Origin of the sequence: Aureispira anguillae, from assembly GCF_026000115.1 — a bacterium.
In the GTDB taxonomy this organism is placed as follows: Bacteria; Bacteroidota; Bacteroidia; order Chitinophagales; family Saprospiraceae; genus Aureispira; species Aureispira anguillae.
Genome location: NZ_AP026867.1, coordinates 6,098,063 through 6,122,024 on the forward strand (window position 1 = coordinate 6,098,063; position 23,962 = coordinate 6,122,024).

The window sequence follows — 23,962 nt, forward strand, 5'->3', positions numbered from 1 at the left end:
AGCCTTGATCTTTAAAATATTAAGAGACTTTTTTTAGTTTATTTCAGTTAATTATTCTCTTTATTAGGTTAGAAATAATTTTTAATATTGCATTGTCAGCAATACGCAGAATATTACTAGGGATCTTTTCTACAGTAAGAATTGTAGAAGAATGAATTTTTTGAAATTACTTCAATGAATGACATATATGCTTTGATTCCAAAAATATTACTATCGTCACAATTAAAAAAATTCACTATGGCTTAGAACATTGAGTACAATGTAATATTCATTGCTGACAAATAATATTACAAGTATGAGTAGGTGACAGAAATAGTCAGTATTCCTATTAATAGATTTGTTGATTATTTTTGTTCATCTACTTTCCTAAAAAAATCGTTCAAGATTTTGTAACTCCTTTTACTGTTTTTGGTTTCCGTTACTATTTCATAATTCTATTCCTTTAGAGGAAGGAAGAAGGCTTGGTTGCTAATTGTGTTACCAAAATGCAGCATAGTAGAACTTGCATTATTATTGAGATTTTTATTAGCAAAATCACCTTAGACAAATACAGGGATAATAAGTAATGCAGATAGGGAGCGGTATGTCTGCTTAAAAGCAGATAACTTATTTTGAAGCATTGCTAAGTACACTGCCCGCTAAATCTATTGAAAAAAATACCAAATAATTTAACAGACAGTGTAATAAATATTTAATCATTACCTTTTATAATCATAACTAATTTTTTCATGAAAATTACAAAAATATTATCTCAATCGAATCGATTGGGAGCAGGAGCGCTATGTTTTATAGTAAGTTGTATATTAGGGACTACAGCTACCGCACAATCAAACTATTATTGGTCAAATAATAATAAAATTGAGGTTAAAGAGGATAGGAGTAGCATGATTTTTCAATTCAAGAAAGATGCTGATATTCAAAGCTATTTGAATCAATCATTAAGTAGTCTTAAAGGGGTAGAAATTCACCAGCATCAAGGACGAGCAGTGGTTCAGTTTCATGCCGAACAATCTAATTCTCCACAGAATATAGCAGATCAATTGGGAATTGATGCGGCTCAGGTTGAAAGTGCTAGCTTTGGTCTAAAACTTAAGGATAATTTCCAGATTTGGCCGACGCACCAAATTGTATTGGCCTTACGTAAAGATGCTACAATCAATGATCTAGATGCTATTTTAGAAAAATATGATGCAAAAATTAAAGCCACTCAATACAATAGAATCACATTGGACATTAGTGATATAACAAACGTATTGCCTTTGGCCAATCAACTTTATGAAGATCCTAAAGTTGTTTGGGCGCATCCTGATTTTTATGCAAGGGTTCAGCATAGTTTTACGCCTACAGATACCTATTACAGCAATCAGTTTCAAATGAACAATTCCAATGATGTTGATTGTGATGCTCCAGAAGCATGGGATATAACCAAAGGATCTTCAAGCATTCGTGTTGCGGTTATTGATGATGGCTTAGAGCCTCATGAAGATTTGCCTACGATTAACACTGCTTTGGGTTATACGCCAGCTAACAATGGAAACGGCACCCCCATTTCAAATGGAAGACATGGAGTAGCTTGTGCAGGGAGCATAAGTGCCGCCCATAATGGTATTGGTGTAGCGGGGATTGCACCTAATGTAGAGTTATTCTCAGTTAATATTTTTTATGGTGGAGAAACAGGGAATGACTTGGCTAATGCAATCACTTATTCCAAGAATCAAGGTGCTGATATAATGAGCAATTCTTGGGGCTATTCTTCTTGTACCTATAGCCTTGATGTGCTAAATAATGCCTTGGCAGATGCTAAAAACAATGGTCGTGGAGGCAAAGGTTGTGTTATTGTATTTGCAGCAGGAAACGATTATGCTAGTTGTGTTAGTTATCCAGGAAATAACTCAAATGTGATTGGAGTAGGAGCCATTACCAATACAGGGGTGCGTTCTGCTTATAGCAACCGAGGGAATAAGTTAGATATATCTGCGCCTTCTTCTGGTGGTACACTAGGAGTCTATACTACCGATAGAATGGGAAGCGTTGGGTATTCTAGTAGTAATTATACTGGCAACTTTGGAGGAACTTCTTCAGCTTGTCCTTTAGTTAGTGGTGTTGCTGCTTTGGTTTTATCTACCAATGCGAATTTAACTAGTGCTCAAGTTCAAAATGTTTTGGAGACGACTGCTGATGATATGGGAGCTGGTGGCTTTGATGTTGAATTTGGTCATGGTCGTGTTAATGCTCATCAGGCTGTCCTAGCTGCTTCTGGCGGCGGCGGTGGAGGAGGAGGCGGTACGCCAACGCCTTCTTGCGTAGGTTCTGCTGTAACCTTTACTTTAGTTACGGATCGTTATGCCTCTGAAACATCTTGGTCTTTAACCAATAGTAGTGGAGTAGTTGTCCATTCAGGGAGTGGTTATCGCAATAGTCGTACCTATACTTTTAATTGGACTTTAGCGGATGATAGCTATACGTTTACGATTAATGATTCTTATGGAGATGGTATTTGTTGTGCCTATGGAAATGGCTCTTATAATTTGGCCGAAGGAGGGACTTCTATCAAATCAGGAGGTGCTTTTAATAGCACAGAAACGACTACTTTTTGTGTTGCAACAAGTGGTACATCCTCTGCGGCTAATCCGAATTTATTGGGTCATCTAACCAATACACATGCTGTAGAAAAAGAAGCAGCTACTGCTTTGAATTTGTATCCTAATCCAGCTCAAAACCAGTTGATTCTAGAATTAGAAAATTTAAAAGAAGGAACTCAAGTATCTATTATTGATGCAACAGGACGTTTGGTTTTATCTAATTCTTTAACAGATGCTAAGAGTAGTATTGATATTCGAACCTTTACTGCTGGGATTTATAATTTGACGATTAGAGAACCCAAGGGAACTGTAATCACTAAGCATTTTGTAAAGTTATAAGCATCTAATAATTGATTTTATGGGATAAATAGTGAGTATTAAAGTTATAGTATAGAGCTTATAAAAAACATGACTCTCCTCTTTAGTGGGAGAGTCATTGTTGTTATAGATTGGGGGAGTTTTATTATACATCAGGACTGCTTACTTACTTAACTATTGCAGTTATGGTAGAAGTTGTTAAGGCACTAAATTCCTCTAAGAGTGGGTCAAAGGGCTTCATATACGTTTCTGTTGCTTTGGTTTTGTTGGCTTGATTTTGTAGTAATTTTGCGATGTAAACCGCAGCTCTATCGGCTGGGCTTCCCATGTCTAATTGTCCTCTCAAATTCATAAATAAAGGATTGACTACTCGCAAATAAAGAAACCCAATGACTACCTTTTGTGCAGCTTCCAAATTGTTATCCCCGCCTGCTGTTTCATAAATTTCTTTGCAATACTCTTTTACTTCAGGTGCTATGTTTTTGATGGCCTTAGGTCCGATAGCAACGCTTAATATTTTTCTATAAAGATTACTTAACTTTTGAATATTGTCATCTAGCATATCGATTTTTCCCACTGTTTCCAGTTTAGCTGGATCGATTTCATAAGTTCCTGTTGCTTCTTGCTGATCCATGAGTAGCGTATCCATTTTTTGCAGTATACTTTGATTAAAAGGGGCATTGTAGTGATTGATGTAAGCTGATACGGTAGCCGAAACGATGTCGTTCCCTCTAAATGCCTGAGCCAAATTGGTAACACCCTCTGCCATTTGAGTGTCTATTCTAGCCTTTATTAGCTCTAACGTTACTTCTTTGTGTTCCTCTAAAGAGTCAAATTTACCATTGGAGGCTTGTAGTTTTTCAGCAGTGGTATATTCCAATAGTTTCAACTGGATAGCTTCTTCAGAATATAGTGCAATGCCATTTTCATCTTTGGAATCCTTTAGCGTCTGTTGTAATAATTCTTTATTTTGTAGAATAGTATTATTAGCATGATAGTTAGGGGCGTTTGAAATCAGTTTTTTAAAATCATTAGCTTCTTTTTTTGCGTGCGATTCTTGACTTCGATTCAGACCCTCTGTTAATGCTTTTTGGGGGAGGTTTATTTTTTTATTAAATTCAACATTAACCAACTCTTTTTGAATTTGTTGTAAGAGCTTTTGCATGGCTTGATGTTGTTTTAGGCGTTGAGCTTTTTGCTTTTTATTTTCTAATAAACCGCCCTTTTTATGTTTTTTTAACCACTTTAGAGCATTTTTTTGGATTGTCTCTAATTGAGTTTGTTTGTCTCTTAATAATTCTTCTTTCTTAGCAGGAGTAGCTTGTTGAATTTTATAGTTTAGACTAAGCCCATTTTCGTCTGTTGCTTTGAGGGCTTGCAGGCTTTTTACAACCGCTCCCATGCTTCCAGATTCTTTTAGTTTACCAGTATCTTCAATAAAATCTGTTGTTGACTGAACGTCAGAAACAGCTGCATAAAGCCCTTTTTCTAAGCGTTGGGTAATTTGGTCTATTTTTTCAGAAACTTTGGTTTTTATTTTTTGAAATTTGGCCGAGGCTTTTTCATCTCCTTGAATGCTAGTGGCAAACAATTCCCCAACAGGACCTAGTAATTTGTCTTCCAAGAAAGACGCTAATGCTTCTTTTTGAGCTTTGAGCTCTTTTTTAGTTTTGTTTTCAATTGATTCCTGATATAACTGATGAAACTCATTATCAAATCTATCGTGAACAATTGTCTCTTGGGCTGTCATTTCAGTTGCTTCAACTGCACCTTCAAAACCAAGGGTTAATTTTTTTAGGAGGGGATTCTTTTTAAAGGATTTTATTATTTTATCTTTTTTTGCTTTTCCTTTCTCGACAATAAGCGTAAGTTCATTGGCTTCATTGAGAGAGCAATTTCCAGTGATGACAAATGTTTTTTCATCACCTTTCACGATGTCTTTTATATATTTCTTCCAAGGAGTGCCCGTTCCACAGATTAATAGGGGACCTCTATTACCATCTGCAAATTGGTGGTTGATATGGAGCAAAAAATTAGGTGGTTTTTTAGCAGTTTTGGCTTTTGTTAAATCTGCTTTTAATTTCATTTTGTAATCAACAGCTGTTAAATCAGCAAGCTGTTTTGGGGATTTGATTTTAGATTGCATGCTAATTGGTTTAATTAAGTTTATTGATCGGACGGTAAAAAAGAAAAAGAATAAAAAAAATTAAACTTTCTTTTTAATTCGCTTTAACGCACGATCTAAATAAGCGTGATCTTCATATATTTGGGCAAATATGAGCCCACCATACATATCTTGAACAGCTTGCTCGGCTTTACCAATAGCGTATTTGGGACTATAACGGTCTTGGTATAAATGAGCGATTGCCTCTATTAGGTTGGAGCAAAACTCTTGAGCAACTGTACTAAAATTCTTTTGTTTGTATAAGGTTTGTAAAACAGTATTGGTCATTAAACAGCCCAATTGGGTCTCCTTATAGAAGTTTTTTAATGCTTCTAATAATTTTTCAAGGCGATCCGAATAGTTGATGGATTCATCGTAAGCTATACTCAGAATGTGCTCCGTAGCATCCTCTTTAAGGTAGTTCAATACTTCAAACATCAAGTCTTCTTTATTTTTGAAATAATAATAAAGATGTGCTTTTTCTACATCACAGGCTTTGGCTAACATAGAAATACTAGTTGCTTGATAGCCGTTGTTTTTAAAAACAATCAGCGATTTTTGGATCAACTCTAGTTTGGATGTTTTGATTTTAGGCATGTTTTTATTTTAACGTACGGTAAATATAGTGAATAAAGTTTAAAAATACAAATTAAAAAAATCCTCTTATCAACTAGGGATAAGAGGATTTAATAATCTTGTGCAAAGCCTTAGCTTTTGACAACCTGCATTTTTAAATTAATATCATCGATTAACTCTACTTCATCTCCAGTGGTTAAAACTTCTACGAGATTGAGTTCTGTTGCCAAAACTTCGGCGCAGATATAATCTTTAAAATGAGCAATTGCATCATTAAGCGCTGTATGATTTTGAAGGGTTAATACAATTCTATCTGTTACCTCAAAATCTTTATCCTTACGTAAATTTTGGATGCGATTGACCAATTCACGAGCCATTCCCTCTGCTTTCAATTCAGGAGTTAGCATAACATCTAAAGCAACCGTAATCTCTGCATCACTAGCAACCATCCAACCCTCTATATCTTCAGAGGTAATGTTTACGTCTTCTAAAGAAAGCTCAAATGCTTCGCCATTTAGATCAAGTGTATAGACACCAGCCTTTTCTAACTGAGCAATGTCTGCTTGTGTAAAGGCATCAATAGCAGCTTTACCCGCTTTCATATTCTTACCCAAACGTTTACCCAAGGTTTTAAAGTTCGGTTTGATTCCTTTTTTGATGATACCAGAAGCATCCGAAACATATTCAAACTCTTTGACGTTTAACTCCGACAAAATTAAGTCTTCAACTGCCTCTACTTGCTGTTGAAATGCTTGACTTAATACAGGAAGCAAGATTTTTTGCAAAGGTTGGCGTACTCTGATCGCTTCTTTTTTTCTTAAAGACAACACTAAAGAAGTAATTCTTTGAGCATAACTCATACGTTGTTCTAAATCTTTGTCAATTGCCGCTTCATTTGCTGAAGGGAAGAAGGCTAAATGAACAGAGATATGAGGCTCATTCTTAGTGACTGTATTTAAGTTTTGATACAACCAATCCGAGAAAAATGGCGCAATAGGAGCCATTAATTTAGATAGGGTTGCTAAACAATAATACAGCGTTTGATAAGCTGCTAATTTATCTTCATTCTTTTCGCCTTTCCAGAAACGACGACGACACAATCGAACATACCAATTACTCAAATGGCGATCGACAAAATCAGCGATTTTACGCCCTGCATTGGTGGGTTCATAACTTGCAAAATCAGCATCAACCTCCTTCACTAAAGAATTAAGTAAAGAAATGATCCAACGATCAATCTCTGCTCTTTGCGCTAATGGCACTTCATTGCCATATTGGAATCCAGCTAAGTTGGTACCATCATAATGGTCAACATTGGCATAGGTAGCAAAGAAATTATAGGTATTATAAAGCGTACCAAATAATTTACGACGAGTTTCGTCTAATCCTGCTTCATCAAACTTTAGGTTGTCCCAAGGTTGAGCATTGGTCAACATATACCAGCGAGTAGCATCTGCACCATATTTAGACAAGGTTTCAAAAGGCTCAACTGCATTTCCCTTAGATTTGGACATTTTTAAGCCATTCTTATCCAATACCAATCCATTGGAAACCACATTTTTGTAAGCAACAGAATCAAAACACATGGTAGCAATGGCATGCAACGTATAAAACCAGCCACGAGTTTGATCTACTCCCTCAGCGATAAAATCAGCAGGGTAAGAAACTTCACCTGTTTTACCTTGAAGTGCGTTATCAATCAATTCTTTATTTTCAAATGGATAATGCCACTGTGCATAAGGCATAGAACCACTATCAAACCAAACGTCGATTAAATCTGTTTCACGGATCATTTTTTCTCCAGTACTGCTCACTAAAACCACATCATCAATATAAGGACGATGCAAGTCTTTAGGCATTGTTTGTTGAAGACCTAATTGTGCATTAGCTGCATCAATGGCTACCTGTAATTCTTCTAAGGAGCCAATACAAACCTCTTCATTGCCATCCGCTGTTCTCCATATAGGCAAGGGTATCCCCCAATAACGAGAACGAGATAAGTTCCAATCTTGTAAATTTTCTAGCCAGCCTCCAAAACGTTTTTCACCAGTAGCTTTGGGCTTCCAGTTGATGGTTTTGTTCAACTCAGACATGCGTTCTTTTTTGGCAGTTGCTTTCACAAACCAAGAATCCAATGGATAATACAAAACAGGTTTGTCTGTACGCCAACAATGTGGGTAGCTATGTTTGTATTTTTCTACCTTAAACGCTTTGTTCTCTGTCTTTAGTTTTATCGCCAGTTGAACATCTACTGATTTTTCAGGAGCTTCTCCTGCGTTGTAGTATTCGTTCTTGACATATAAGCCAGCAAATTCGCCCATTTCAGGTCTGAATTTACCTTGTAGATCAACTAAAGGAACCAAATCTTCTTGCTCGTTCATCACCAACATAGGAGGAACACCAGCCTCTTTGGCTACAAAAGCATCATCTGCTCCAAAGGTAGGAGCAATGTGTACGATCCCTGTACCATCTGCTGTTGTTACAAAATTTCCAGCAATAACCCTGAATGCTTTTTCAGGGGTTTCGTGTGGCAGCGCATAAGGCAATAATTGTTCATATTCTATGCCTACCAAATCTTTACCTACAAATTCTTGGCGGATAGCATAGGGAATCTTTTTATCTCCAAATGTATAATTGGCCAAATTTAAATCCTCATTTTCAGGAGTATATTTTCCTGATAACTGTTTACCAACAAGATCTTTTGCCAAGACAATGTGCATTTTTTGTCCTGTATACTGATTGTATGTTTCTACCAATACATAGGTTATCTTAGGACCAACACATAAGGCTGTATTGGATGGCAATGTCCAAGGAGTTGTTGTCCAAGCAATAAAATAAGCTCCTTCAGGAAGTAGGGCATTGGTTTTGGCTTTAAATTGAGCAACAACCGTTGTGTCTGAAACATCTTTGTAACAACCTGGTTGGTTTAGCTCATGTGAACTTAAGCCAGTCCCCGCAGCTGGCGAATAAGGCTGGATGGTATAGCCTTTATAAATTAAATCATCTTTGTATAATTTTTGTAACAGCCACCAAACAGACTCTATATAGTTATTTTCGTAAGTGATATAAGGATCAGACATGTCTACCCAATAGCCCATTTTGAGCGTTAGGTTATCCCACATGTCTTTGTACATCATTACAGTCTCTTTACATTCTCTATTATAATCATCAACAGAGATCTTTTTGCCAATATCCTCTTTGGTAATACCTAGTTTTTTTTCAACAGCAAGCTCTATTGGCAATCCATGGGTATCCCAACCCGCTTTGCGGCGAACAAGTTTACCTTTCATGGTTTGAAAACGGCAGAAGGTATCTTTTACCGAGCGAGCCAATACGTGATGAATGCCAGGTTTGCCATTGGCAGAAGGTGGACCTTCAAAAAATACAAAGTTGGGACAGCCTTCACGCTCTGCCATACTTTTTTCAAAGACGTTGTTTTCCTTCCAATACTCCAACATCTGTTGGTCTATTCCTGGGAGGTCTAGTTGTTTAAACTCTTGATACTTACTCACGATATTATTAATTTATATAACAGTCTATTTTTTAGAATAGCACAAAAATAAAAAAAAGCTCTAACAAATTTTATCTGTTAGAGCTTTTCATTGATTGGTTGCATAGCAAATCATCTCCGACAGATAGGTACTGATGGAATAATAATAATGCTAATAATTATATTTTGATATTGGTAATTCATATTTCTAGTAATATACTCAAATGTAAAACTTTGCTATTAATAACACAAGAAAACTCCTTAAAAGTTCCAAAAATGCTACTATTTAAAGCAATAATATAAGTTGGAGCCATTAAATTTAAATAAAAATAATACTTGTTTTTTAGAAAAAAAAATTGTAGCTTAGCAGGGTCTAAGTGTAATTTTTTTATTTTTAATAGAAAATAAAGATTATTCATAAGGTAATGAAAGACCGTATAGTTGCATAAAGCCTATGACTTGGGCAGCTTTTTAAGGACGTAATGTTATATATGGGTAATAAAAACTTATTAAGTAAAGTTATCTGTCACTAATGGTCGGCTTTTTATGATTAATTGACCAATGAATTATACGTTTTATAAGCTTGGGCTAATCCTTTTGTGATCTATTCTTGATCATAAAATTTGATACTTGATTTTTGACATAACTAAACCATGAATTTCTAATAAAACATTGAACTCTTGAAGAGCTATCGAGCTGCCAGTATTTTTTATCCATTTGTATATTCTATAAAAGGAGGGCATAGTCTTGTCTAGAGACAACCGCTCTTGTTAAAAAATCTATTTTTTAGAAAGCACCAATCAACTAACAGTACATTTTATAATGTATTTCATGAATAGCAACAAAATTTAATTAACACCAATCAAAAACACTAAATTATGGCAATGGAATTGAAAGATTTATCAAGCAAAACAGATTTGTTAGCTAAAGGCTTAGGCATTGACTCTGGTAATGTAAAATTATTATTAGAATTATTGCAAAGCAAGAAAATAACTAAACCAGAATTAAAATTTAAGGCTGAAAACTCAAAATTAAAAGTAGCGGGGAAAAAGCCGTTTGTTTATGTTGAGGAAGAGAAAGGGAGTTTCTTTTTTCTTGGGCTGGATTTTCCTATGATGAAAAAGCACATAGAGCCTAAATTAAAAGCAGCAGAGAAGGCCTTAGCTAAAGCAAAAGAATCAGAAAAAGAAGGTTTAGAGGCTCAAAAAGTATTTTTTGAAGCATTGTTTGATCGAGTAAAGAAGAAAAAATTGGTTGCTACTTCTGGTAAAATAGCCGTAAAGGAGGTGGATGCTGAAACTAAAGAATGCTTTATGACCTTAGAAGGTAAGGTAGAGGGGGATCAGAAGTCTTCTTTAGGAGAAATTCTAAAAACGGTAAATTTTGCCGCTAAAAACGGCGAAATACTGCGTTTGTTTGATCCTACCGCTAGCGGAGCTTCTGATACTGCCACTTCAACTACTGGTGAAGAAAATGAGGTAGATAATAAAGAAAAAGAGGCTAAGAAAGAGAAACGAGCAGCTCAATTAACTAAAATGCAAGAAGGCATCGCTAAGATGGATGGGGCTAAAGATAAAGTTTCAAAGGATAAACTAGATGCAAATATTGCCAAATATGAAGCTGCCTTAACTAAATTAATTGAGGAGGCCAAAAAGGATGGCATTGTAGACGATGATGAGCAGGCTAATATTGATAATTTAGAAGCTGCTTTAAATGCATTAAAAGAAGCAGTTGCTCAACAATCTGGTCAGTCGGATAGCGCCGCAAAAAAAATGACTCCAGAGCGTCGAGCTAAGATTAAAGAAAATATGTCCAAGATCAATGCTAGACTAGAAGCTATTACCAAAAAACTAGGACTGTAGTTATTCCCTAACCTCATTTAAAAATAAAATTATGGCGGACAAATTAGAAAAGATAGTAAGACTAGAGGAGAATATTATAGCAATGGAGAAGGAGATCTTGAAGTATCAAGAAATGTTTGAGGCAGATGGAGTTATCACAAAAGAAGAACAGGGGCAATTAGATGCTATGTTTAGCACTATTAATGCCGTTGTCAAAGAGTTATTTAGACGAAAGGCTGCATTGCCTCCAGAGATTACTAGAAGCGTGTTTATGGCGGGAACTTATGAGAAAAAAAACTATGCTCCTCCAACCAAATTAGGTCTTTTTGATGTTAGCTTGAATCCGAAAAATGGTCGATTAGAAATACTATCTAAACTAAATTTTAATTTTATTGATGGTGCTGCTGCTGATTTTGCAGGAAAAAAAGGAGAATCTAATGTTTGGAGTGATAAGGAGAAAAAAGAGTGGAGAAAGGCTTATATCGCTTTAATTGAAGGGCGTTGGGGAGGAAAATATCATTTTATACATCCAGATATGAATAATGTTACGGTTTATGTTGATGTAGAAATAGAACATGCTGATGCTGGATGGCATTATGATTTACAAGTAAAAAAGATTCCCAAGGGGGAGTTTGAACAGAGTGCAGTTTCTATACATGATGCTAATCCTTCTACAGATGAAATGGTTGCAACTTTAGATTCTAATGACTTAAAATTTGTAACTAAAGATGCAAGTGTTAAGGACAAACAAAAAGGTGCCGTTCATGAATATGGGCATATGATTGGTCTAGACGATGAATATGTAGATAGTGATCCTGGTACTATTTGGCATGAAACCTTGGTACGTGATGCGCTTGGAACCGTTCTAGTAGAGGGCAATTTTAAAGATGTTATGTCAGTAGGAAACCAGATTGAAAAGCAGCATTATGTGACTTTTTTGCAAGCACTAAAAGATGTAACAGGGTTAAAGAAATGGCAGTTTAAAAAATAAGAAGATATGATGAACTTATTGTATCTATTATCACTACTGTTATTGTGTTCATGTGCTAATAATCAATCGGATTATACGGATGCTTCTGTTGAGGTTCGCACTCTTTCTCAGACAAGCAGTGATACCTTACCTAAAATTGATTCACAAACGTGTTTTAATGATATTCATATTATAGTTGATGATTCTTTTTTGCTTTACATGGCTTCTGTTGCAATTGATTCTGTATTGATGCAGGCTCATTCTGGTAATCGTCGCATAGCAATTACAGATGATGGCAAATATTACTATAGTAGAAATAAGGGCAATATTACTGATTTGAGCAACTATTTTAATCAAGATCTTGCTTTATACAAAACGTTATCGGAGCAAGAATTAGGACGATTAAAAAAAATGCTCAAAAAGCAAGATTTTACTAGCGTTGATAAAACTAGGGAACAGAGGCTGTATAAGGGAGGATACAAGAGTTATTTGCATCTTAATATGAATGGTTCCGTTTCATGTGCAATCTTTGAACCAAGAGATTCTACCCTTATAGAGATTGAGAATTTATTAAATGAACTTCAATAATAGATGAATTAAAGGAGGCAAGGCAATGTGTTTTTGAAGTGTCTCCAATCTATTTAATGAATAAAATATTGAGGAGGTTTAACAAGACCAAACCAATTAAAAATAATATTATGGCAACTCAAAATGAAAAAATACAAAAGCTTGAAGATGAATTAAAAAGCTTAAAAGATACTTTGGTGAAGTATGGAGACATGTTTAATGCGGACGGTGATATTGATACAGACGAGCAAAAGCAATTGGATGCTATGCAAGCGGTTATTAAGAAGGCTGAGGCTAAGCTGGCTGAAATTAAAGATAAAGCAAAAGCTGGAAGGGGGAATGATGCTCCAAATCCTGCAATAGAGGGAGATGACAAGAAAAAAGGTTATGTTTATAAGGATGTAACAAAACAGAAGTTAAACCAGATTATCAATGTATTTACCAAAGGAAAAGACGATAAAACGGATGTGCATTGGAATGATGTTGGACAGGGGGCAATTGGCGATTGCTATTTTATGTCAGCAATAGGTGCTGTTGCTAAGGCTAATCCTGCAGCATTAAAAAAATTAATTAAAGGACCCGATTCTAATGGTAATTATGAGGTTACTATGTATATTGATGGGTCTTATTTTAGTTCTAGAAAGGCTAAAACTGTTAAAATTACGCCTGAGTTTTTGGTTGATAAAAATGGAAATCCTTTATATGCACAGGATGGAGATACTGAATTATGGGTAATGTTACTTGAAAAAGCTTATGCTATTTTAAGAAAAGATGAAAAATATTGGGATTCAAGGGTTAGCAAGTTGTCTGATGGTTATAACAAACTAGAAGGCGGTTGGGGAGAAGAAGGAATTGAAGTATTGACAGGAAAAGAGGCAAAAACATTGTGGATTAAAAATTTATCAGATGATGAAATTAAATCTACTATAACTGATGCCTTAAAAGATAAACGCCCTATCACTACAGGGACAATTCCTGGTCCAGAGAAAGGAAAAAAAGCTGATAAAAAACAAATAGCGGCTCAAGGGTTGAATATTGTTTTGTCACATGAGTATTTTGTTTTGTCTTTTGATGGTTCTAAAATAACTTTACAGAATCCTTGGAATGCTGAACAAGTAGATGGCGATGGTAGAGGAGATATCACTTTAGATTTTGCGGATTATAAGAAGTATTATAGAAATATTTGTGTTCAAGAAAAGTAATAATCTATGAGAATATTAAATTATTTTATTGTAATGATTTTTTTTATTTCTTGTAATGCCCAAATAAACAAAAACAATTTAGATATGGATTCAGAAACATATAATTTTACAGAAGGGACTGTTGGAATGGTTGGTGAACATAAAGTGATGTTTTCAAACATAATGATACAGGATTATACCTTGGAGGATGGAACAGCAAAGGAGGGACCAGCTGCTAGCTTATCGTTGCCTAATAGCAAGGAGTGGTTAACTGTTGGTGCTGGTTGTACTTTTGAGTTGGATGGTGTAAGGTATGAAATAGTACAAGTTTTGGAAGGAACTCCCTTTGGTAGTGTTGAAATTCAAGTGTATTCGGAAATATATGACTTTACAGAGGGAACCGTTGGTATGATAGGCAAGCATAAAGTGATGTTTTCAAATATAATGATTCAAGATTATACCTTGGAGGATGGAACGAAAAAAGAAGGACCAGCTGCTAGTTTATCATTACCTAATAATAAAGAATGGTTTACAGCTGGAACTGGCTATGCTTTTGTTCTAGATGGAGGAAAATATGAGGTGGTAGAAGTGTTGGAAGGGAGTCCTTTTGGGAGTGTTAAGGTAAAAATGATCAGTAATTAATAGATTTTTTTATTACGAACTAAAAGAGGAGATTGCTAAAATTTTGAGCAATCTCCTTTTTGTTATTTACACCACAGGAGCGGTATTAGCCTTAAAAGGGCTTCTTGGTTGCCATTCTTCTTTGGGATTTAAACTATCAAATACGAATTGTAAAACCTTGCTGGAAAGTGTGTTTCTGTGCTTAAAGAAACAGAGCATGTCTTGTGATACAGCACCAACAGAGCTTTTTATTTCGAGAGCAGTGCGAGCAAAATCAATATTTTTAACTCCTCCTTCAATCGCCCTATTAACTAAATCGTACAAGATATTAAGGTAAACTTGATGTTCTCTATTATAATTACCATCTACTCCTAAGAAATGGGCATCCATTTCATCGTAATTAAAAATGGCCGTGTAGAAAGCAACTAGATGATCATCAATGAAATAAGCCGTTAGCTTATAACGATCTCCTAGGCTTCTTTTTAGTTCAGTAAAATATTTAGGGTGCAATAAAAAGGCATTAAAACCAGCTCCATCTGCAATCATTTTGTACAGTTCATGGATACGTTCTTCATTGGCTTCAATTTCTTCTAAGTTTAACTCTTTTTTGATAATTGCGCTCCCTTTTTTGCGGGCACGTTTGGCTCTAACCCTATATTTAGAACTCATATCAGCCAAGTAATTTTCAAAAGATTCCCAATGAGGTCTAATGTTCATATACATACTAGGCTGCATTAAAAACGGATGATACGTTTCTTTCTGTAGTTGCTTTTTTAGTTGATCACAGGTTTCTACCTTATAGTCTTTTAAGAGATGAACGCTTATTTTGGTTTGTTCTTTGTCTAATATTGTTTGAACTAAATCTAACGAATCTTGAATGAGTACGGCTGCTTTAGTATCCTCCATTTTTTGGTTAAAATGAAAACCATATTCGCCTGTTAGTAATAAATTGCCACAAATTAATAAGTTAAATTCAGCACGTTTGATAAACCACTTCTTTATAGCGTTGCTGAATGCTCTTATAATACAGTTGGATTGGTTATTTTCTTCGTCTGTATTTTGTTGGAGACTTTCTTCTACATTCAAACGAAAAACTTGATGGTAAGCAATACCAATTGGATGGTCATTATGATAAAAAATAACGTACTTAAAACTCATTTTTTTGGGCGGAAAATCTTCTAGTGTTTGCAAGTAGGCACTTTGCAAAAAAAGATTTTCTTTAGGGGCAACAGCATCCCATGTATTTTGTATTTCCTTAATACTATCGCTTACTTGAATGGCGTAGCCTGTATTTTTTGGTAAGGGATAAACTTCTATTGGTTGTTGGTTAGAATTGATAAATTGTTTGCTGGCATTGTTAGAGGAAAACATATAGTACATAATGGTTCTTTTGTTAGTGTACGTTTTTGAATATGAGCTATAGTTTTTGCTGTTTGATTATCAGTGTGTTAGTTGGATAGTCAGGAAACGTTAAACTATTAATTTTAGCACACCTAATAAACAGTAGATAGGGGGGCTATTGTTGTGAGTTCGTCAAAAAAAAAATGTTAAATTTCTTTTAAATTTGTTTGATGATTAAACTTTCATGGGCTTCATAAGTCAATAAAATAAACTCATTTGATCATAGCAGCTTATTAAAAACAGAAAATTGTTAGGAGAGTCTAAGGATAACAAAGATACAGAAAAAAAAATCCTTTCGCAGTTAAGAACCCCTCAAAGCTTTGAGAAAGGATTTAGAAATTTGGTACAGAGCTACCAGGAACGCCTGTATTGGCACATTCGTCAAATGGTTAATGGACACAATGATGCAGATGAAGTTCTACAAAATACATTTATTAAAATATACAAAGGAATAAAAAATTTTAGAGGGGATTCTAAGTTGTATACTTGGTTGTATAGAATTGCAACGAATGAGTGTATTACCTTTTTGAAAAAGAAAAAAAAATATGCAACCATAGATTTAGATCATGAAGAAGGTGGGTTGGTCAATACTTTGCAGGCTGATAACTATTTTGATGGAGACAAGGCTACCTTATTGTTAAATCAGGCACTAAATTGTCTACCAGATAAGCAGCGGCAAGTTTTTGTATTGAGGTATTTTGATGAGCTAACTTATAAGGAAATGTCTGAATTATTGGAAACCTCAGTTGGTGGTCTAAAGGCTTCTTATCACCATGCTGTTAAGAAGATAGAATTATTTGTTAAAGAAAATCTTGATTAATATTAAGTCCAAATAATATGAAGAATAACGAAATAGATAAAGAATTGGAAGAGCATGCTCCTTTTTTGTCTACTTACAAAAAAGATAAAAAAGCAGGATTTTCTGTACCCACTGATTATTTTGAAACGTTTGAAGATCGATTAATGCATCGAATTCAAGAGGAGGAAGTTTTATTAAACAAAAAAACAAGTTCTTTTACAAACAAGGTTTCATTAAGTACTCAACTTGGAAACTTCTTTCGGAATTTAGTGGCGCCTCAATATGCTGTTGGTTTTTCGGTCTGTATACTTTTAGCTGTCTTGGGTGGAAACCTATGGAATGATAGTCCTATTGCCCCTCCAACGATAGAAGGTTTACTTGCAGATGGCTCAATTGATTATTATATTGATGACCACATTGACGAGTTTTCAACAGAAGATATCATCGCATTTTTGGAAGCGGACGAAGTAGAAAGAATACAAACAAGTTTAACTCCTATAGAACAAACTATTATAGAGCCTACCGAAGAAAATAATGCTGCTCCTGCTGAGCAATCAGCTATGGATAAAGCACTGGAAACGGTTGGTGGCGAAGATTGGATTGATAATTTAACAGATGAGGATTTGGAAGTAGAGGAGGAGGATTTGTTTTTATAAAACCTAGAATTCTAAGAAAAATAAAAATTATGACAACAAAAATATTTTATGGTTTTCTCTTATTGCTATTGTGTGTGGGAACGGTTAAGGCCCAAGAGCATCGTTCAAAAGAGGAACGCATCAAAGCTGTTAAAGTAGCTTTTATAACAGAGGAATTAGAACTGACGCCTGAGCAATCTCAGGGATTCTGGCCCTTGTACAATGAAATGCAAGAGAAACTGTATGCTTTAAAGCGCCAACATAAAAAAAAGGTGGAACTCGATAAGATGTCAGATGCAGAAATCGAAGCTTTTTTGGAGGAACATTTGAGACTTAGTGAAGAGAAAATTGAATTGCATCGAGCTTATATTCAAAAATTTAAAGCGGTTATTACTTTACAACAGATTGCAAAATTAACTCGATCAGAACATCGTTTTAGACGAGAATTACTGAAGCGCTCTAAGGAGCGCAGAGAAGGACGTAGAGGAGAATACCATAAACACTAATACTAGATTAATAATTGAAGATTTGAAATGTAACCTAGAATTGGACATTTTCAAATCTTCAATTGTAAATAATTTTAGGGTACAACAAATGTTATCTTATCCTTGCTCCATGCACTAAAATAGCCTAAGGCACCTTCCGAAAAATTAGTGGTTGGGTTGGCAGGAGCTGCACTTGCAAAACCTGCTCCAGCAATAGCATCACCCAATGTTTTAAAATAAAGATGTGTGGGCTGATCTATACTTCCAAATTCTATTATTGCCGTATCTCCTTGCTCAAAACTTTTAAAGGTTGTAAAAGAACGTGTATCAATTCCATCACTTAGACCATCATCTGCAATTCTATAATCGGTTATATATTTCGACTCTGTAGAATCATAATAGGTGGTATTAATGGCATAATAATTGGCAATATTGGCTGGATCTGTATAGTTGACAAATACCCAGTACTTTGGAGGACCAGAAGAGCCACCCCCTAAAAAACTACCACGATCTTGCACTGTACAACTGTCAATAGGGGTCATGGGAGGCATGGTTGATTCTGCTGTAAATGTATTCCCATCAACAACAACAGATAACGTATAAGTATTTCCTATTGTTCCAATCAAATTAGACCCTTTGTAGATGCCATCGCCTTGGTGATTTAAGACCTCGCTATTGCCTAACTGATCTGAGATGGTTGCTATTGCATTGGTTAATGCAGGAGAGGATGAATTATCATAAAAACTACTGGTCCAAGTTGCCTTGATATAACAAAAAGAATCATTTTCGATATAGGCTTCAAAAACAGGGAGAGGATTAGCAGTGTTCAAATCCACGTCAATTACTTTTTCACAACTTGTCGTGAATAGATAAAAGGCTAATAAACTAATTATTATATTAAATTTCATTGTTTTCTTATTTTGATAATCAGTATTCTAGGAAAGGGGTGTTAAAAAGAGAAGTTCCAAGTAACAGTGGGAACAATACCAAATAAACTCAATTGTACTGCATCTGTTTTAGTAGGATCGGTGTCATTTGGTCTAAAATCAACAGAATATGGATTATACTGATTGTATACATTGTATATTCCTACCGTGAAGCTAGACTGGAATTTACGAGTTGGCTTATTTCGGAAAGTCACCGCTACATCTAAGCGATGAGCAGCAGGCATTCTATAGCCATTACGCTCTGTGAAATAACTTATTTTTTGACCATTGATTTGATATTTGCCACTAGGGAAAGTTACAGCATTACCAGTTTGATAAATCCAAGCTAGAGAAAATACCCAACGTTTTTTGAGTTCATAGGTTCCAACAATAGCAATATCATGCGTACGATCTTGTTTGGCTGGATAAGGGTTTCCTCTGTTAATTTCATCAAATTTGTATTCTGTCTTGGATAGGGTATAACTAACCCAGCCATTAAACCCACCAAATTTAGCTTGTACCAACAGCTCTGCTCCATAAGACCATCCTACACCATTTAAAATTTGACTTTCAATTTTGCTGTTTAATAAAATATCTGCTCCATTTTCATAGTCTACTTGGTTTTGTAAGTATTTGTAGTAACCTTCTAAACCAATCGTTAATTGGTCTTTTAAAAAGGATTGTTTCACTCCTAAACTAATTTGATCCGCAATTTGTGGCTTTACATTATTGGTACTTGGAATCCACATATCATTAGGAGCAGCAGCAGTACTGTTGCTTAATAAATGGACATACTGATGAATTCTGTGGTAGCCAAACTCAAGCGCAGTGGTTTTGTGTGCTTGATAGGTAAGCGCTAATCGAGGTTCTAATCCCCAATAGGTTTGGATGTGTTCCAGAGGTTTATAGTTGGTCGTATCTGTTATATTATTGGAAGCATCAAAGGTATAAATATCACCAGGACCAAATTGATTAAATAAAGAAAAACGAAGACCATAAACGGCTTTTAATTTGTCGGTTAGCTGAATTTCATGTCCAATATAAACACCACTCTCTGTAGCGTGTTTTTTGTCAGCGATCAAACTATTGATGTTATCATTTGACGAACGCAATTGGCTAGGTTGAAATTGATGGTAGGTCACATTAAATCCAAAACGGAAGGTGTTTTTAGGATTTAGATAATAGCTATAATCTTGCTTAAGTGCAAAATCACGAATTCCTGCTTCGATCGTAAAATCATCTCCAGAACGACCAATTTTGTAACCGTAATAATAGTCGCTAAAGAAAAAGGAAGTATTGGCAAATAGTTTTTCATTAAAGGTATGATTCCAACGCAACGTAACAGTATAGTTGCCATAATTGAGACCAAAATTACCAAAACTAAAGTTATCACGCCCTGCATATCCTGAAACAAAAAGCCGATCTTTTTCTCCAAAACTATAATTGGCTTTTAGATTTAGATCCCAGAAACCAAGCCCCAATTGGCCAAAACGCTTAGGATCAACGACCCGCATTAATAAATCTAGATAAGTAGCACGTCCAGAAAGAATAAAAGAGCCTTTATTTTTTACAATAGGACCTTCAAAGGTTAGCCGAGAAGAGATCAAGCCCAAGCCACCAGACAATCCAAATTTTTTCTTATTTCCATTCTTCATATAAATATCCAATACAGAAGAAGCACGACCGCCGTATTGAGCAGGAATTCCACCTTTATAAATCGTAAGATCTTTGAGTGCATCAGAGTTAAATACAGAAAAGAAACCTAAAAAATGAGAAGGATTATAGACCACGGCTTCATCTAAGAGAATTAAATTTTGATCGGGTTTACCTCCTCGAACCGTTAGCCCTGTACTACCTTCACTGGCTGAACTAATCCCTGGCAATAATTGTATACTTTTAAGAATGTCTTTTTCGCCCATAAATACAGGAAGCGTTTCTAGTTTTTTTACATTGATTTTGGTTGTTCCTACGCCTGCATCTTGCATCATTACATCATCTTTATCTGCTTTTACAACGACCTCTTCTATGTCTTTGGCGCCAGTTCCCAACTCTAAGGTTAGGGTCTGATTTTCCTGCAAATTAACCTCAACTTCTTTGGCTTGATAACCAATATAACTAACAATTAGCTTATAGTTTCCTTTGTCTAAGGTCAAAGAATAAAAGCCATAAATATTGGTTGATGCTCCTAAACTTGTTCCGTCAACAACTATAGTTGCGCCAATTAGCTCTTCTCCCGAATCAGCATCTTTGACATAACCACTAATGGTTGCTTTCTCTTGTGCATAGAGCCCCGAATAGCCAATCAGACTACATAAAATTAGTGTTATCCAGATTTTCATAGTAATTTTAATTTGTACAAATTATAGTTATAGAGTGAAGTGGTGTGTGGTTGGTTGTTGTATATTCTATACTTCATTTATGTATAGCTTATTCAGTTCCAAGTTTCCTGTATAAATAAACAGGAAAAACCAAAAATGGGTTTGGTACGAAAGTCATACTTTTTTAGAGCTAAAACAAATTAATTCTATTTCTTTGGTTTTTTTCTCTATAAAACCCCTATTTCTTTCAATATTAACGTTTTTGCTAAATCTAAAAATAAGCTAATTGCGTATGAGGCATATTAAATCAAGGTATAAAGAATTATTGGTTTGGACGGCTTATTTTTTGTTTCTTTTCTCTTTTGCTCATGACAATTGGGGAACCTTGCGGAATGGGGCAGAGGTTTCTTTGTTTATGGTTGGGGTGCATGCTACAATTTTTTATACAAACTACTATATCTTGATGCCGTTGACGTTTGCCAAAAGAAAATACTTCCTTTTTATCTTAGGAAGTATAGCCTTTGCAATGTGCTGGATAGGGATGACGTACTCTATTTTTAGTTGGGCTTTTCATTCGGGCTATTGGATTTCTCCAGAAGAATTAAAATCATTCAGACATTTTCAACATTTTTTAGAATTAGAACAACTTTGGACGGCTAGGGTTAGTTTGAGTGGACTCAATGTTTTTTTTGTAAGCATTCTTTATTTTTATGCAGAACAAGACAAAAAATTAACAGCGCAAATGTGGGCATTGGAACATGAGAAGGTTAGAGCAGAAGTTAAATTGCTAAGAATGCAAATTAATCCTCATTTTTTATTTAATGCCTTAAATAATATTTATGCCCAAGCTGTTTTGGAAGGGAGCAAAGTTGCAGATTCTATTCATAAACTTTCGGGCTTATTAAGGTATACCTTGTATGATTGTGATACCGACGAAGTTGCTTTAGTTAAAGAAATAGAATACATTGATAATTATATTGATTTACAAGAATTAAAAGAAGCAGCTTTGGATGCTGTAGAACTGAGGGTTGATGGCAATATTATAGCTGCTAAGATTGCACCCATGATATTAATTCCCTTTATTGAGAATGCATTTAAGCATGGAGATATTTGGGATGGGGGATGGATAAAAATAGAAATTAGAGCTGTAAAAAATTTGATTGAGTTTAGCTGTATCAATTCTATTGCATCTGTTCATAAAGAAAAAGACGTAGCTTCTGGGATTGGACTGAAAAATGTCAAAAAAAGATTAAAATTAAATTATCCAGAACGGCATCGATTAAGAATTTATAATAGAGAAAATGAATTTGAGATTAATTTAAAAATAACGAATGCGTATAACTTGCCTAATCATTGATGATGAACAGCCTGCTAGGGAATTACTAAAGAGTTATGTTGAGAAAATTGAAACTCTAGATTTAGTTGGGTCTTGCAAAAGCCCTTTGGATGCTCTAAGCATTATTCAAAAACAATCTATTGATTTGCTTTTGTTGGATATTCAAATGCCTGATTTGAAAGGAACAGATTTGTTGCGTTGTATTACAGGGCAACAGCCTTTGGTTATTTTTACAACGGCTTATCAGGAATATGCAATTGAGGGCTATGAGCTGGATATTGTCGATTATATGCTCAAACCGATTAGCTTTGATCGTTTTTTAAAAGGAATCCAAAAAGTTTTAGAGCACAAACAATGGATGGATTATAAGCAGCAAAATTTAGCGTCTGTGCCACCTTCTCTAGAAAAGGATTACATTGTATTAAAGGCTAATCAAAAGCTGCATAGAGTGCAATTTAATGAGATTTTATACATAGAAGGGATGAAGGAGTATGTTGTTTTTTATACGACAGAACTTCGATTGGTTATTCATGCTTCTTTAAAATCCCTAGAACAGCGACTGCCTCAAGATCAATTCTTTAGAGTACATAAATCTTATATCGTGAATAAGAATAAAGTTTCTAATATGTTTGGTAATCAGTTGTTTATAGGCGGTGAGTATATTCCGATTGGCTATTCTTATAAGCAAATTACGTTAAAAAAAATCTTTTAATAGTTGTTGAAGGAAATGGATTTGGTGTAGGCAAGCAAAAGAGACCTACTTCGTTGTTGGCTCGATAAATGAGCAGTAGCGGAACACAACTGACTTATTATTAATTTAATCAACAGGCTATATGAATGAAAATATATTAGATCACCAAGGGATTAGGAAAGGTCCCCCTAGACCGTTGAATTTTTTTACAAAAATACAAGTTTTGTTTGGAGGATTTGGGGTACAGTTTGGTGCAGTTTTTTTTTGGTTTGGGATGATTTTTACACTGATTTTTGTTGGTCAATCTGAATGTATCCATTGGTTTAGTTCTGATGGAAATTGGGTTCAGTCGGAGGGGCTTTTACTAGAGATTGAAGAAACGAATGTAGAAGTAAATGAAGAAACAATTTACCAATACACTTTTTCTTATAATGTAGAAGGGCAGTCTTTTCAAGGCATTTCCAATGGTTCATATAGTGGAATGTTAGAGGGGAATCTAACAACTATAGAGTATAAATCTGATAATCCTATTCGTGCTCGCATTGTAGGAATGACGACAGAAGTATTTCCTAGTTGGGTTGTTTTTGTATTAGTTTTTCCATTCTTGGGCTTGATCTTTATTTTAGGTGGATTCCGTGCCAATTGGAAAGCATTACATCTAATTATAAATGGTGTATTTACACGAGGGAAAATGTTAGGCTATAAAGCAACTAATACAGAGATTAATGATCAAACCGTTTATGCTTATGAGTTTGAGTTTAGCGTTAGAGGAAAAAAATACATCTCTAAATGTAAGACTCATTTAACGGAAAGGGTGGAAGATGAAGAATTAGAGAAAATAATATATGACTTAAACGATCCTAATACGAATTGCGTTTATGATGCCATTGCCGCAGCTCCTAAAATTGATCAATTTGGGAAATTAGAAGAATCTGGGGTAGGAGCATTGGTTTATTTGCTGAGTACAATTATTGGGCTTCTAGTTAATGGAGTAATTTATTGGTGGCTGTATCTATAAGTTATTATTTATATTTATGAAAAAAAGAGTGCTCCACGTAGAA

The 23,962-nt window shown here is 35.0% G+C and carries 18 protein-coding genes; 12 read left to right on the forward strand and 6 right to left on the reverse strand.

All coding sequences use genetic code 11. The features are described from left to right. The first annotated feature begins 728 nt into the window (after positions 1-728). Positions 729-2,921, forward strand: a complete 2,193-nt coding sequence (locus AsAng_RS23900; RefSeq protein ID WP_264789626.1) for a S8 family peptidase — start codon at positions 729-731, stop codon at positions 2,919-2,921. Between the two features lie 145 nt (positions 2,922-3,066). Here AsAng_RS23900 and AsAng_RS23905 read toward each other — a convergent pair whose 3' ends face one another. The 3 genes from AsAng_RS23905 to ileS form a co-directional block, all read right to left on the reverse strand. Next, positions 3,067-5,046, reverse strand: coding sequence for a RasGAP domain-containing protein (locus AsAng_RS23905; RefSeq protein ID WP_264789627.1), 1,980 nt, complete (start codon positions 5,044-5,046; stop codon positions 3,067-3,069). 60 nt (positions 5,047-5,106) lie between these two features. Beyond that, positions 5,107-5,661 carry a TetR/AcrR family transcriptional regulator gene (locus tag AsAng_RS23910; RefSeq protein WP_264789628.1) on the reverse strand — a complete coding sequence of 185 codons (555 nt, stop codon included), beginning with the start codon at positions 5,659-5,661 and terminating at the stop codon, positions 5,107-5,109. Positions 5,662-5,771: 110 nt separating this feature from the next. Continuing rightward, positions 5,772-9,155 carry an isoleucine--tRNA ligase gene (ileS, locus tag AsAng_RS23915; protein WP_407655348.1) on the reverse strand — a complete coding sequence of 1,128 codons (3,384 nt, stop codon included), beginning with the start codon at positions 9,153-9,155 and terminating at the stop codon, positions 5,772-5,774. Between the two features lie 853 nt (positions 9,156-10,008). Between ileS and AsAng_RS23920 the strand changes: the two genes are divergently transcribed. The 5 genes from AsAng_RS23920 to AsAng_RS23940 all read left to right on the forward strand — a co-directional run bounded on the left by AsAng_RS23920 (position 10,009) and on the right by AsAng_RS23940 (position 14,331). Next, positions 10,009-10,992, forward strand: a complete 984-nt coding sequence (locus AsAng_RS23920; RefSeq protein WP_264789630.1) for a hypothetical protein — start codon at positions 10,009-10,011, stop codon at positions 10,990-10,992. Positions 10,993-11,023: 31 nt separating this feature from the next. After that, positions 11,024-11,962 carry a hypothetical protein gene (locus AsAng_RS23925; RefSeq protein WP_264789631.1) on the forward strand — a complete coding sequence of 313 codons (939 nt, stop codon included), beginning with the start codon at positions 11,024-11,026 and terminating at the stop codon, positions 11,960-11,962. A 6-nt stretch (positions 11,963-11,968) separates the two neighbouring features. Beyond that, on the forward strand, positions 11,969-12,529 hold the full coding sequence (locus tag AsAng_RS23930) for a hypothetical protein (RefSeq protein ID WP_264789632.1): 561 nt from the start codon (positions 11,969-11,971) through the stop codon (positions 12,527-12,529). Between the two features lie 110 nt (positions 12,530-12,639). Beyond that, a complete protein-coding gene (locus tag AsAng_RS23935; RefSeq protein ID WP_264789633.1) occupies positions 12,640-13,710 on the forward strand; it encodes a C2 family cysteine protease in 1,071 nt (356 codons plus the stop codon). Between the two features lie 84 nt (positions 13,711-13,794). Further along, positions 13,795-14,331, forward strand: coding sequence for a hypothetical protein (locus tag AsAng_RS23940; protein ID WP_264789634.1), 537 nt, complete (start codon positions 13,795-13,797; stop codon positions 14,329-14,331). Between the two features lie 66 nt (positions 14,332-14,397). Here AsAng_RS23940 and AsAng_RS23945 read toward each other — a convergent pair whose 3' ends face one another. After that, positions 14,398-15,690: a GNAT family N-acetyltransferase gene (locus AsAng_RS23945; protein ID WP_264789635.1), complete on the reverse strand. Its 1,293-nt coding sequence runs from the start codon at positions 15,688-15,690 to the stop codon at positions 14,398-14,400. Between the two features lie 268 nt (positions 15,691-15,958). Here AsAng_RS23945 and AsAng_RS23950 point away from each other — a divergent pair, with 268 nt between their 5' ends. Genes AsAng_RS23950 through AsAng_RS23960 form a run of 3 tightly spaced genes read left to right on the forward strand, consistent with a single transcriptional unit; the run spans position 15,959 to position 17,651 of the window. After that, entirely contained in the window at positions 15,959-16,531 is a 573-nt protein-coding gene (locus AsAng_RS23950) for an RNA polymerase sigma factor (RefSeq protein WP_264789637.1), read from the forward strand. Positions 16,532-16,548: 17 nt separating this feature from the next. Then, on the forward strand, positions 16,549-17,166 hold the full coding sequence (locus tag AsAng_RS23955) for a hypothetical protein (protein WP_264789638.1): 618 nt from the start codon (positions 16,549-16,551) through the stop codon (positions 17,164-17,166). Positions 17,167-17,195: 29 nt separating this feature from the next. After that, positions 17,196-17,651 (forward strand): Spy/CpxP family protein refolding chaperone, encoded by a 456-nt coding sequence (locus AsAng_RS23960; protein WP_264789639.1) that lies wholly within the window; start codon positions 17,196-17,198, stop codon positions 17,649-17,651. Between the two features lie 74 nt (positions 17,652-17,725). Here AsAng_RS23960 and AsAng_RS23965 read toward each other — a convergent pair whose 3' ends face one another. Both AsAng_RS23965 and AsAng_RS23970 read right to left on the reverse strand, forming a co-directional pair. After that, positions 17,726-18,538 carry a DUF4249 domain-containing protein gene (locus AsAng_RS23965; RefSeq protein WP_264789640.1) on the reverse strand — a complete coding sequence of 271 codons (813 nt, stop codon included), beginning with the start codon at positions 18,536-18,538 and terminating at the stop codon, positions 17,726-17,728. A 41-nt stretch (positions 18,539-18,579) separates the two neighbouring features. Next, on the reverse strand, positions 18,580-20,895 hold the full coding sequence (locus tag AsAng_RS23970) for a TonB-dependent receptor (RefSeq protein WP_264789641.1): 2,316 nt from the start codon (positions 20,893-20,895) through the stop codon (positions 18,580-18,582). A 271-nt stretch (positions 20,896-21,166) separates the two neighbouring features. Here AsAng_RS23970 and AsAng_RS23975 point away from each other — a divergent pair, with 271 nt between their 5' ends. From AsAng_RS23975 to AsAng_RS23985, 3 genes are all read left to right on the forward strand, one after another. Beyond that, entirely contained in the window at positions 21,167-22,231 is a 1,065-nt protein-coding gene (locus tag AsAng_RS23975) for a sensor histidine kinase (RefSeq protein WP_264789642.1), read from the forward strand. Beyond that, a complete protein-coding gene (locus tag AsAng_RS23980) occupies positions 22,206-22,922 on the forward strand; it encodes a LytR/AlgR family response regulator transcription factor (RefSeq protein ID WP_264789643.1) in 717 nt (238 codons plus the stop codon). Before AsAng_RS23975 ends, AsAng_RS23980 begins: the two co-directional genes overlap by 26 nt. Positions 22,923-23,043: 121 nt before the next feature. Then, complete coding sequence (locus tag AsAng_RS23985) at positions 23,044-23,919, forward strand: DUF3592 domain-containing protein (protein WP_264789644.1); 876 nt, start codon at positions 23,044-23,046, stop codon at positions 23,917-23,919. The last annotated feature ends 43 nt before the right edge of the window (positions 23,920-23,962 follow it).